Genomic DNA, 13,789 nt, shown 5'->3' with positions numbered 1-13,789 from the left:
AAAATACAGCAATTTTTTACCGATAGTTGCCGGCAGCACCAGACCCCTGAAAGGCAAACCGCTCTAACTGTTTGGCAGTAACCCGGCAATCCGCCATTGTCCCCGGTCCGTTTACACAACCTCCTTGACAGGCCATACCCTCCAGTAGTTCGGCTTTTACCTTGCCGCGTTTCAACTGAGCCAGCATAGTTTTGCAATTGTCCAGGCCGTCACAACGTTCGGTGGTTATGAAACTATCCAATCCCAGATCGGCAGCCGCACTGACTACGGCTTTGGCAACCCCGCCGGCACATGCGAACAAATTGCCGCTATAGGAAGCCTGGCTTACATATTGATCGTCCGGCATATCCGCTAAACAAACCCCCGCTCCGGCCAATAAAGCATCAATTTCTTCAAAGGTTAATGCATAGTCAACGATGCCGGATTTTTTCGCTTCTTCTTTCTTGGCCGTGCAAGGACCAATAAATACAATAATGGCTTCCGGGTCTTCCTGTTTGATCATTTTTCCGAGCATAACCATCGGCGAAGGTGTCTGAGATACATGTTTCCTTAAGTCCGGCATATGCTTTTCCACCAAATTGACGAAGGCCGGACAACAGGATGTCGTCATAAAGCTTTTTTCCTCCGGCACCGTATTATGAAACTCTCTGGCTTCAGCCGCCGCCACGGCATCCGCCCCGACCGCTACTTCACGTACAGCATAAAAACCGGCCTGTTTTAATGCATTACTGATTTGTCCCGGTTTTATTTTTACACCGAACTGTCCTACAAAAGACGGAGCCAGCATAGCATAAACCCTTGCAGATGATTTAAGAGCGTCTATAATCTGCACAATAAAAGACTGGTCGTCAATAGCGCCAAAAGGGCAGGCAAGCTTGCAACTGCCGCAGGCCACGCAATTATCATAATTAATGCTTACCCGGCGGTCATGCCCTGCAGTAATGGCTCCCAGGGAACAGGCTCTTTCACAGGGACGCCCGATCTCAATAATAGCGCCATACCGGCAGGAACGCTTACATAAACCACATTCTACACAGATCGTTTTGTCAATATAAGCCCGGTTTTGTATTACTTTAATCGCCTTCTTCGGACAACTGGCAATGCAATTATGGGCCAAACAATTACGGCAGGCATCGGTAACAATAAATTTATCAATTGGACACTGATCACATGCCTCCGGAATGACATTAACAACCGGCATGTCCGGATTATAACCGGAGCGGGCCTGGCGCACCGCTTCCGTTAAAGGCAGGGACATCGGCTGACTTAATGCCAAATTGATTCGTTCTTTGAGAACCGCCCGTTCCTTATGAATGCAGCAGCGATAACGGGAGCCGTTTTCCGTAACAACCGTTTCTAAAATCTCCTGCACATGATCCTCCAAGCGATTAGTAAAGGTTAATTTCGACAGTGCACATAATACTTTCCGTCTGATTTGAGTAATTTCGGTTTCATGCAACATGAGCCACATCCTCCGTCATCTCTTTTATGGCAGGAAGTATTTTGTATACAGAATTTTGTACGAAAAACATTGTATTCTTAATCATGGCAAAGAGACTCCCTGCTGTACATTTGTTCCATCACCAAATGAAGTATAAGCAAAAAGCCATCTTCTGTCAAGGAAGCTCTGCGCACATTTTTTCACTAAAAGCGGCTGTTTTTATCATAATTCCCTCAATCACTGGCTGTGTATCAGTTGTCCACTGGCAAAAAACAGGCAAGGCAAACTGTGGTTGGAAGCTACAGCCTGCCTTGCCCTTATCGATTATTGCCTGTTGCCATTTCAGCCAGTTTTCTTGCCAGTTCCCGGGTAAAGAAAGACTTACGGCAGCGCCATTGCCAGTTTCCGCCAAGGCTACCCGGCAAATTCATCCTGGACTCACTACCCAGACATAATAAATCCTGCATGGGAATAATCACCGTATTAGCATTGCTTTGATAAGCATATTCAATAAAGCGCCAGCAGAATTCTTCAGGCGTCGGTACATACGAAAAGCCTAAACACTCCAACAGAAACTGAATCATGTCCGGCTCTTCCTGCAATGCCTGCTGATACCAGCCAACAGAAGTATTGTTATCATGGGTCCCGGTATAAACCACACTATTACGGGAAATAACAGGCGGCAGCCGGGCAGCAAGAATATCCCGGTAAAAAGAAAATTGCAAAACCTGCATTCCCGGAAAGGCAAAGGCATGTTTTAAGTCCTCCACCTTGGCCGTAATTACCCCCAAATCTTCCGCTATAATCGGCTGTGTGCCAAGATATTTCTCTATCGTTTTAAAAAACCGGGCGCCGGGGCCCGGTACCCATGTCCCCCCGGCAGCTGTTTTTTCTCCGTAGGGGATTGCATAATAATTTTCAAAACTCAGAAAATGATCAATCCGTAACCGGTCTACCTGCCTGGCAAGAAACCGGAAACGTTCGCGCCACCACAAATAGTCATCTTCAGCCATTTGCTCCCAATGGTAATGCGGGTTACCCCACAATTGTCCGTCAGCGCTAAACCGGTCCGGCGGTACTCCGGCAATGGTTATCGGGCGCCGTTCGCTGTCCAGATAAAATAACTGCTGATTAGCCCAGACATCACAACTGTCATAGGCCACAAAAATCGGCATATCGCCGATAATATAAATTTGCCGCTTATTGGTATACTTCTTTAGCGCTGCCCATTGTTTAAAAAAAACAAACTGCAAAAAACAATGGTAAGCAATTCTTGATGCCAGCAGAGACTGATAATATCGCATAGCCTGAGGCTTGCGCAGGACAATCCCCTCGTCCCACTCATTCCATACAGCCTGCTGGAAATGATCTTTCAGTGCCATAAACAAGGCATAATCCTTTAACCAAACCGCGTGTTCCGCCACAAACTTTTGATAGTCTTCCGGCGCAGCCTGTGAACTAAAGCTGATAAAAGCTTTTTGAAAAAGCTTTTCTTTATATTCTTTCACCGCCGCATAATCAACCTTATCCGGCCTGAAACCGGTATCCGTTACTATATCCTTAGCAGTTAGCCAGCCTTCCTCCTGCATTTTTTCCGGAGAAATCAACAGTGGATTACCGGCAAAAGCCGACAGGCACTGGTAAGGAGATTCCCCGTAGCCAACCGGGTTTAACGGCAGTACCTGCCAGTTTTTTTGTCCGGCATCAGCCAAAAAATCAATAAACCGGTAGGCCTCCTCTCCCAAATCCCCAATGCCATGCGGCGAAGGAAGCGAAGTTGGGTGCAACAGCACCCCACATTCGCGGGGGAATCCTGTTTCTTCCCGCCGCAATAAAATTTTGACTTCCAAAGGCTTAAGGGCAAGCTGTATTTTCCCTTCCCGGACGGCTGTATATTCAGAAGCGGATAATAAATTGGTAAAACTCCCGTAAAAATTAGCTGGAAGGATCAATTCCACGGAAAGATGCCGGTGTGAATTACGGTTGAATACCACAATGGCAGCTGCATCATCCCGGGAAGTGCCAAAAACATCGCGGCCATTTTCTATACGCCGCAGATATGCATACACGTCGCCCACAGCATATAAGGTTTCCCAGCTTCCGGTCTTAAACACACAGTGTTGATGCCGTATGGTAATCAGTTGTTTATGCCAGTTCAGCAATTCCTTATTTTCTTTGTCCCAGGGAAAGGTTGCCCTGTTAAACGGATCTTTATAGCCTTCCATACCAGCTTCATCACCGTAATAAACGCAAGGCACTCCCGGAAAGGTCATCTGCCATGCCACCAGTAATTTCATACGTGAGACAGCCAATTTCCGCTGCGTTCTGCTCAAACGGAAACGGGCCTGTTGTACAATGGTCAGTTTCTCTTCGGCCGGCGCCTCCCCCAGCAAGGTTAAAATCCGCGGTACATCATGGCTGCCAATAAGATTCATTAATGCATAAAAATTTTCTTTGGGGTAATTTTCATACAAGCTCATGAAAGCTGCCTGCGTTGCCTGCGCATCTTTCTGCCCCAGAATAAAAGCAAGCAAGATGCTGCGAAAAGGATAGTTCATAACCGAATCCAGTTCATCCCCCCACAAATACTCCCGTAACTGCCCATAAGAACTTTTATGCGAAGCATCCTCCCATACCTCGCCAATCACCACACTTTCCGGATTGTTTTGCTTCATATGTTTGCGCAGCCGTTTAATAAATTCATCCGGCAGTTCATCGGCAACATCCAGGCGCCAGCCCTTGGCCCCTTGTTTCAGCCAATAAGTAACCACACTGTCTTCTCCCTCAATCATAAAATCGAGATATGCAGGATCCATTTCTTCCACATTGGGCAGAGTATCAATACCCCACCAGCATTCATATTGTTCAGGGTAGCGTGTAAAACGGTACCATGTATAGTATAAAGAGTCTGTTGACTGGCAGGCTCCCACGGACGGATAATGCCCATACTTGTTGAAATAAAGGCTGTCACTGCCGGTATGGCTAAAAACACCGTCTAAAATAAAAGATATTCCATATGCTTCCGCTTCCCGGCATAGTGCGGAAAACTCCTCATTTGTTCCCAGCATCGGATCAACCGTCTTATAATCGCCGGTATCATACCGGTGATTGCTGTTGGAGCGGAAAATGGGATTCAAATATACCACGTTGATCCCCAAACTTTTCAGGTAAGAAAGCTTTTTCCTAATACCAAGAAGATTGCCGCCAAAAAAGTCATAATATACAATTTCCCTGGTATCTACATCCCGGATATAATACGGAGTATTATCCCAGTGAGCATGAAGGACGCTATCCCTGGGAGCATGTAAAATCCTTTTGTCTTCATAACCGTTAAAAAAACGGTCGGGAAAAATCTGGTACATTACACTCTCTTTGAACCACTCCGGCGTTTTAGCCCCCCTCTTAAAAACAGTAATCTGGTAAGAGGGAGGAGCCTCCTGGTACAGCTGGCCCACTCCCCCCTGATTAGCAGGGTTGTTGCCATAATAATAACTGCGTTGACCGGACTTGATAATGAAATAATACCACACCAGCCCCGGCTGCGCCCCTGTAGTAAAGACTCCCTGATAGCAGTCGCTGTTTTCACGCCGGACCAGCAGCTGCATCGGTACAATCGTCTCACCCTTCCCATCCTGCCATAACCTCAGCAATACTGCTGTCGGCTGCAGCCAGTTGCCGACCTCCAGACGCAGTTTTACGGGGGTTTTACAGGCAACAGCACCAAATGGGTTCCGGAATTCCAGCCCATGTGAATTATGCAGCATCCATTCTTGGTTCATTGGAGAAAACCTCGCTTTTACCATACTGTTTAATCGAAAACCTACCGGTACTTACAAATTACATATACTATTTTATGCTCATCCGGGCTTTCTATCACACTGCTCGCTGCAGTAAACCTCAGCTCGCCGGCAAAGCTCGGTAAACTGAGGTTCTAAGCCTATCCGGCAACAAGGTCCTGATAGATTCTTATGTACGGCTGAGCCGACTGACTCCAGCTAAAATCGCAGGACATGGCATTTTGTACAATCTTACGCCAGTGAGTCTTATCCTCAAAATAGCCTATAGCCCGGCGTATGGTATATAACAAATCATGGGCGTTATAATTGGCAAAGGAAAACCCGTTCCCCTCACCGGTATGTTTATTATATGACAATACCGTATCTTTAAGCCCTCCGGTTTCCCTAACAATAGGCAGCACCCCGTAACGCATGGCAATCAACTGTCCTATGCCGCAAGGTTCAAACAAAGAAGGCATCAGGAAAAGGTCGGCTCCGGCATAAATTTGACGGGCCAGTATTTCATCAAAGAAAATATTGGCCGAAACCCGATCAGGATATTGCCAGGCCGCATGTTTGAAAAGCTGTTCATACTTTGCTTCCCCCGTACCCAAAACGACCAGTTGAACCTCTTCCGATGCCAGGAGTTCAAACAGCGTATAGCCAATCAGATCCAATCCTTTCGGCCCCACCAGACGTGAAACAATAGCAATAAGCGGGATATCCTCCGCCATCGGCAATCCCAGTCTTTCCTGCAGCTTCGTCTTATTCTGGACCTTAAAATCCAGGGTATTTGCATCGTAATTGACATAAACCTTATCATCGGTTTTAGGGTTGTATTCCTGGTAGTCAATCCCGTTAATAACACCGAACAACCGTTCCCGCCGGTTCCTGAGCAGTCCATCCAATCCTTCCCCGAAGAAAGGATACTGGATTTCCTGCGCATAAGTACGGCTAACTGTGGAAACAGCATCAGCAAAAACCAGCCCGCCCTTCATAAAATTGACGCAGTCATGATATTCAATGCTGCCGTTATTGAAGTATTTCCAGTCAATTCCCAGCACATCAGGAACAATTTCTTTGGGGAAACGCCCTTGATACCGCAAATTATGAATGGTAAACAACGTCCTGATTTGCTGATAAAACGGATCCTTTCGGTATTGATCCTCCAAAAATACCGGAATCATCCCGGTATGCCAGTCGTGGCAATGCAGAACATCGGGCTGGAAGCCGATCATGGGCAAACTTTCCAATACTGCCCGGCAAAAATAGGTATAACACTCGGCTTCATCATAATGACCGTATGGTGCGTTACGTTTGCCAAAATAATATTCATTATCGATAAAATAATAGGTAACTCCCTCGTATTCCAGTTCTTCGATACCGCAATATTGTTTCCGCCAGCTGACAGCAACCTCCCTGGTTTGTTTTAGTATCATTTTTTGTTTAAACCTTTCGGAGATAACACCATGCTTGGGAATCATCACTCGCACATCAAGTCCCTGTTTTTTTAGTTCGCGCGGTAACGTGCCAATGACATCGCCTAAACCGCCCGTTTTAACAAACGGTACTGCTTCTGAAGCGGCAAACAATATTTTCAACACGTTTAAATCACCATCCCTTTCTTTATTACAAACGGATAATGGGCATTTCCCTGCAAATGCTTCCCGGCTGCGATTTGAACATCCTTGTCGCAAATGACATTTTCCAAAACCGAGCCTCCGGCAATTTCACATTTTTGCATAACAATACTGTTTTTTATATAGGCCCCTTCATGGACAGTCACCCCGCGGAACAGCACGCTGTTCTCCACCCTGCCGGCAATCCTGCAGCCACCGGCCACCAGAGAATTAACGGTCTTGGCATAATTCAAGTAATGAGAAGGCGGCTCGTCTTTTACTTTTGTATAAATATATCCCTCACGAAAAAACAATTCCTGCCACACTTCGGGTTTTAACAAATCCATACTGTGGCGGAAATAACTTTGTACGGAATGAATGCGTGCGGCATATCCTTTATAAGGATAGCCATAAATATCTAGCTTTCCGATGTGTTTAATGATGCAATGCTTGATAAAATCATAATCACCATGAGAAGCACAATCGCGAATCAGGCTTATAAGCAATTTTTTTTCCATGACAAAGCTTTCCATGCATAACCTTCTCTGCTGAAATACCCGCGGTTTCACCTGCATATCGGAGATACGGCCTTCGGCATCCACATCCACCATAACGGCATGACTGCCGTCATCCGGGTGACAATCTTTTTCACTGTAAATTACGGTAATATCCGCACCCTTTTTTTCATGATAATCCAGCACCTGCCGGTAGTTAAGATTGCATACTGTAATCGCGCCGGAAATCACTACATATTTTTGTCGGTTACGCAGAAGATAATCCATGTTACTGATAAAATTGTCTACATCACCCCGGTGTACTTCGCCGGGATAATTGGAGGTGGCCGGCGGCAGCAAAAACAGACCGTCCCGCTTGCGGGCAAGATCCCACTCCTTGCCGGAACGCAAATGGTCCATGAGAGAACGGTATTTGTGCTGTATGAGAATACCTACATTGGTAATGCCGGAATTGACCATATTCGATAATGGAAAATCAATCAGCCGGTATCTGCCGCCAAAAGGGACTCCTGCGGGAGGGCGGTATTGGGTCAGTTCATGAATATATCCGTCCGGATCGTTAAGATTGATAATGCCCATTGCGTCCATACTCATCGCTCCCTTTCTTGTTCGCTGGAAAGAGCAGTGTTACCGGGTATCACTTCATCGCCGCCCACCAGTACGATCTCTTGTGTAGCGCCACCAACCTTGCTGCCTTCTTTGAGAATGGCCTTTTGTCCGATAATTGCTTTATTAACGGTGACATTGGCTTCAACCTGACATTGCGACATGACGACAGAATCTTTTATTTTGGCACCGGATCCAATGTAAACTCCCGGAAAAAGGATGGAATGTTCCACTTCGCCAAAAACCATGCAGCCTTCACATATCATCGATTGTCTGATTTGAGCATTAGGGGCGATATACTGCGGGGGATAGGTCGGATTGACCGAATAAATACGCCAGTCCGGGTCGTAGATATTCAGCTCCGGCTCCGGTTCCAGAAGATCCATATTTGCTTCCCAAAAACTATCTACCGTCCCCACGTCCTTCCAATAACCACTAAAGGAGTAGGCAAACATTTTCTGCCCGCCGGCCAGCATTTTGGGGATAATGTCTTTGCCAAAATCGCGGCTGGACTTTTCGTCTTTGCCATCTTCCAGCAGATACTGCCGTAAAATGTTCCAGTTAAAAATATAGATACCCATGGATGCCAGATTGCTTTTGGGCTTTTGGGGCTTTTCCTCAAATTCCGTAATGCGCCCGCCGTCAGCCGTATTCATAATACCAAAACGGCTGGCCTCCTCCCAGGGCACCTCAATAACAGCTATCGTGGCGTCGGCCTCCTGTTCTTTATGATGTTTTAGCATCAGGGAATAATTCATTTTATAAATGTGATCGCCGGATAAGATTAATACATAGGATGGATGAAACATATCTAAAAAATTGATATTTTGATAGATGGCATCTGCGGTGCCTCTATACCATTCCGCTTCCTTTTCCTTGGCATACGGTGGAAGAACAAACACGCCTCCGTCTTTACGGTCCAAATCCCAGGCACTGCCAATCCCGATATAACTGTTCAAGGCCAACGGTTTGTACTGGGTAAGCACACCTACAGTATCAATTCCTGAATTATTGCAATTGCTTAAGGCAAAATCAATAATGCGGTACTTGCCGCCAAACGGCACGGCCGGCTTAGCCAGCTTCTGCGTCAAAATTCCCAGCCTGCTGCCCTGTCCGCCCGCCAGCAGCATGGCTACACACTCTTTTCTCATACGCTCGCCCCCTCCTAATACTAAACAGCACTCAATCCACTTTCCTGTTCTCCTTTCCCGATCAGCTTCAAGTATACCGTAGCTAGCGGAGGAATCCGCAGTAACAACGAGTATGGCTGGTGATTCCAGGCAACCGGCTCGGCTTCTACCGGTACCTGATTTTTCTGGCCCGATCCTCCATAAACTTCATTGTCACTGTTAAATACCTCCCGATAAAAACCGGCTTCCGGAACCCCAATGCGATACTCTTCCCTCACCACAGGTGTAAAATTGCATATCACAATCACAAACTGCCCCGGATCATGCCCCCGGCGAATAAAGCTGAGAATACTTTGCATATAATCATTGCATTCAATCCACTGAAATCCGTTCCACTTAAAATCAATTTCCCACAGGGCCGCCTCATTCCGGTAGAAACGATTCAAATCCCGTACATACTGCTGCAAATTCCGATGCATGTCATAATTGAGCAAATGCCAGTCCAAACTGTATTGATACTGCCATTCGCTAAACTGGCCAAACTCTCCGCCCATGAACAATAACTTTTTACCCGGATGTGTCATCCAGTATCCATAAAAAGCTCTTAGGTTGGCAAATTTCTGCCAATAATCTCCCGGCATTTTATCCAATAATGATTTTTTCAGATGAACTACTTCATCATGAGACAAGGGTAAGATGAAATTTTCGGAAAAAGCATACATTAACGAAAAAGTAATCAGATTATGGTTCTCCTTGCGGTAAAGCGGGTCTACAGCCATATAGCGCAGCATGTCATTCATCCACCCCATATTCCATTTAAAATTGAAGCCCATGCCGCCAACATGGGTTGGCCAGGATATCATCGGCCAGGAGGTAGACTCTTCTGCAATCATCATGACACCGGGATGATGCTGAAAAATCACCTCATTTGCCCGTTTAAGCAAATGCATGGCATCCAGGTTGCCGTTTTCCCCGTATTGATTCGGCGACCACTCCCCTTCCTTCTTGCCATAATTGAGATACAACATGTTGGCAACGGCATCAACCCGCAGGCCGTCAATATGATATACATCCAGCCAGAACAATGCATTGGATATCAGAAAGCTTCTTACTTCCGGCCGGCCGAAATCAAAGTTACAAGTCCCCCATTCCTCATTTTCACGGCGTTGCGGATTATCCGATTCATACAGATAGGTACCGTCAAAAAGGCGCAGTCCATGAGCGTCCTTGCAAAAATGACCGGGAACCCAGTCCAAGATAACACCGATGCCCTGCTGATGGCACAAGTCCACCAAGTACATAAAATCCTGCGGTGTACCGTAGCGGCTGGTAACCGAGAAGTAGCCGGTGGACTGATAGCCCCAGGATGCATCCAGCGGATGTTCGGCAAGCGGCAACAGTTCAATATGGGTATAGCCCATTTCAAGGACATACTCAACCAATTGCCCGGCAAATTCCCGGTAGTTCATCCATTTATTGTCCGCTTTACACCGCCATGAGCCCAGGTGAACTTCATAAATTAAAACCGGTTTTTCCAAAATGTTTTGCTCACGCTTGTCAGCCTGCCAGACACCGTCCTGCCAGGCATAATCAGACAAGTCCCAAACAACGGAAGCTGTATCCGGCCGTAACTGCGAATAAAAGCCATAAGGATCTGCTTTTAAAAATTTGCTGCCGTCAAGACTATGTACTTCATATTTGTATAAATCACCAACAGTTAGTTCCGGAATAAATAACTCCCATATTCCGGATTCCCCGACGCGCCGCATGCTATGGGCCTGCCCGTCCCAAACATTAAAATCGCCAACTACATGCACTTCCCTGGCATTTGGCGCCCAGACCGCAAATCTTACGCCGGCCGCCCCGTCACATGTAAGCACATGTGCCCCCAGCATTTGATAACTGCGAAAATTACTTCCCTCATGAAATAAATACAAATCTTCTTCCGATAGCATGGAGATGTCCATTTTTAGCCCTCCTCACCAGATGTTGCGGTGTACCGGCTGCCGCTTTAACGAAAATGCCCGGCAGAAAACAAACAAGGAGACACGACGGCAATTGGCTTGCAGCTATATCTCCTTGACAGTGTTCCATCTTGCATACCCTGTTAGATTATTTTAAACAATTTCTACCGGTTTAATATTCCAGATTCCAATGGCGTATTCAGCTATGCTGCGGTCACTGGAAAATATCCCGGCATGGGCAATATTATGGATGCTCATCTTCGCCCATTGCCGCTGATTCCGAAACGTCCTGTCCAGACGCTCCTGCGTATCGGCATAATCAGCAAAATCTTTCAAAACAAAAAATTCATCATTATCCCGGATTAACGAGTCATGAATAACCCGGAACTCATCCCTGCCGCCGGGAAGGAACCCGCTGAGCATTTGATCCAGCACGGTTTTGAGGCGGATGTCGTTATTATAAACTTCATAGGCCCTATAACCGCCATAACGCTGCCAGTCAATCACCTGATCGGAGCTCAGCCCAAAAATAAACATATTGTCATCACCCACCGCCTGATGAATTTCCACATTAGCACCGTCCATCGTTCCAACGGTAACGGCACCATTGAGCATAAACTTCATGTTTCCCGTTCCGGACGCTTCCTTGCTGGCCGTTGATATTTGCTCACTGACATCAGCGGCGGGAAAAATCATTTCTCCCAGAGAAACACTATAGTTTTCTAAAAATACCACCTTGATTTTTTCCTTGATCCGTTCATCCCTGTTAATCTGGTTGGCCAGCACATTAATTAATTTTATAATTTGCTTGGCCAGATAATACCCCGGCGCAGCCTTGCCGGCAAAAATGAAGGTACGCGGCATGATATCGAGATCCGGATTCTCCCTAAGACGGTTATATAAATCCATAATGCGCAAAACATTCAGCAACTGCCGTTTATAGGCGTGGATGCGCTTAATCTGCACATCAAATATGGAAGACTCCTCTACGGCAATGCCATAATGAGCTTTAATGAACTTTGCCAGATTTTCTTTATTGGCCATTTTCACTTGTCTAAGCCGTTCCTGAAAACCCGCATCGCCGTCATACTTCAACAGGTTAACCAGATCTTCCGGATGTTCGATCCAGCTCTTTCCGATCGTCTCCGTCAGCAATGCGGACAAGCCCGGATTAGCGCTGAGCAGCCAACGGCGATGAGTAATACCATTGGTTTTATTATTAAATTTATGCGGGGTATGGTCATAGTAATGCTGGAACAAATGTTTTTTTATGATTTCCGTATGCAAAGCGGCCACACCATTGACGCTGAAACTGCCAACCACGGCCAGTCGGGCCATATGCACCTGTCCGTCGGCCACAATGGCCATTTGGGCAATTTTACCCCACTGGCCCGGATACTTTATCCAAAGCTGCCGGCAATACCGCTCGTTGATCTCTTCCACAATCATATAAATACGTGGCAGCAGTTCTCTGAACATATCAACAGGCCATGTTTCGAGGGCTTCCGGCAGGATGGTATGATTAGTATAGGAAACGGTATGTGTGGTAATTTTCCAGGCATCATCCCAGCCCATCCTTTCTTCATCCATCAGAATTCGCATAAGTTCCGGGATAGCCACCGCCGGATGTGTATCATTAATATGAACGGTGATCTTATCGGCCAAATTCCGAATAGAACGCCTGTTTTTCTTAAAACGGCGGATAATGCTTTGCAGCCCTGCCGATACAAAAAAATACTGTTGTTTTAGCCTTAATACCCGCCCCTCATAAAAATTATCCTCCGGATATAGTATTTTAGATATCCGCTCAACAGAATGTTTGTATTCCACAGCCTTTAGGTAATCGCCGCGGTTAAATGTCGGCAGGTCAAACTCTTCTTCAACCGGTTCGGCATTCCACAGCCGTAACGTATTGACCGTATGATTTTCATGCCCAATAAGGGGAATATCATAAGGCACCGCCAGCACCGTTTCATAGTTTTCGTGAATAACGGACAGTTTATTATTATACCCAGGTTCCAAACGAACCATGCCCCCGAATCGCACCTCTACAGCCCGGTCCCCCCGGCGGTACTCCCAGGCATAACCATCTTTCAGCCAATTATCGGGAAGTTCCACTTGGTTGCCGTCAACAATTTTCTGTTCAAACAGACCATAGCGATACCGGATGCCGTTACCATGTCCGGGTAGCTTTAACGCGGCAACCGAATCCATAAAACAAGCTGCTAACCGGCCTAAGCCGCCATTCCCCAGCCCGGCATCCGGCTCTTCCTGTTCAAGTTCTTTTAGTTCAATTCCCAGTTCCGACAAAGCCTCGCGGCAAATATCATAAAGTCCCATGTTGATCAAATACACCGGCAACAGTTTGCCCAGTAAAAATTCCATCGAAAAATAATAGACCTGCTTGCGCCCTCGTGTACTGTAGTCATGATTGGTAGCAACCCAATTCCGACTAATACGGTCTTTGAGAACCCCAACAAGGGCGGCATACTTATCATTTAGGCTTGATTCGTCAAGTTCTTTGCCGTGGAGAGTTTGCAGTTTATATAAAAAATCCACCTTGAACTTTTCCACTTCCCCCATGGGCGTTCGATCCACTTTGGCCATATTTGACCCTCCAGCGCTGTAGGATATCCTCTATAAACTCAACTAGGTTATATGCTAGTCATTCGCTGGAAATTAAGAAAATTCCTGCTATTCTCCCTGGATTTTCTACAAATGTAAAGAGCTGCCCACTA

7 protein-coding genes are annotated in these 13,789 nt (G+C 46.4%); all 7 read right to left on the bottom strand.

All coding sequences use genetic code 11. The features are described from left to right. Positions 1-16: 16 nt before the first annotated feature. On the bottom strand, positions 17-1,462 hold the full coding sequence (locus tag P22_RS07470; protein WP_235814585.1) for a monomeric [FeFe] hydrogenase: 1,446 nt from the start codon (positions 1,460-1,462) through the stop codon (positions 17-19). 296 nt (positions 1,463-1,758) lie between these two features. Next, positions 1,759-5,220 carry a bifunctional glycogen debranching protein GlgX/4-alpha-glucanotransferase gene (locus P22_RS07465; protein ID WP_054259611.1) on the bottom strand — a complete coding sequence of 1,154 codons (3,462 nt, stop codon included), beginning with the start codon at positions 5,218-5,220 and terminating at the stop codon, positions 1,759-1,761. Positions 5,221-5,378: 158 nt separating this feature from the next. Continuing rightward, on the bottom strand, positions 5,379-6,821 hold the full coding sequence (glgA, locus tag P22_RS07460) for a glycogen synthase GlgA (protein WP_054259610.1): 1,443 nt from the start codon (positions 6,819-6,821) through the stop codon (positions 5,379-5,381). A 2-nt stretch (positions 6,822-6,823) separates the two neighbouring features. Then, on the bottom strand, positions 6,824-7,939 hold the full coding sequence (glgD, locus tag P22_RS07455) for a glucose-1-phosphate adenylyltransferase subunit GlgD (RefSeq protein WP_054259609.1): 1,116 nt from the start codon (positions 7,937-7,939) through the stop codon (positions 6,824-6,826). Positions 7,940-7,941: 2 nt separating this feature from the next. Beyond that, positions 7,942-9,108 carry a glucose-1-phosphate adenylyltransferase gene (locus P22_RS07450; protein ID WP_054259608.1) on the bottom strand — a complete coding sequence of 389 codons (1,167 nt, stop codon included), beginning with the start codon at positions 9,106-9,108 and terminating at the stop codon, positions 7,942-7,944. A gap of 20 nt (positions 9,109-9,128) precedes the next feature. Then, positions 9,129-11,054 carry a 1,4-alpha-glucan branching protein GlgB gene (glgB, locus tag P22_RS07445; RefSeq protein WP_054259607.1) on the bottom strand — a complete coding sequence of 642 codons (1,926 nt, stop codon included), beginning with the start codon at positions 11,052-11,054 and terminating at the stop codon, positions 9,129-9,131. 150 nt (positions 11,055-11,204) lie between these two features. Then, positions 11,205-13,658, bottom strand: a complete 2,454-nt coding sequence (locus tag P22_RS07440) for a glycogen/starch/alpha-glucan phosphorylase (RefSeq protein WP_054259606.1) — start codon at positions 13,656-13,658, stop codon at positions 11,205-11,207. Between the last annotated feature and the right edge of the window lie 131 nt (positions 13,659-13,789).

Origin of the sequence: Propionispora sp. 2/2-37 (assembly GCF_001298735.1) — a bacterium.
GTDB lineage: Bacteria > Bacillota > Negativicutes > Propionisporales > Propionisporaceae > Propionispora.
The sequence above is the reverse complement of the archived record's forward strand: the minus strand, read 5'-3'. Positions and strand labels throughout refer to the sequence as shown.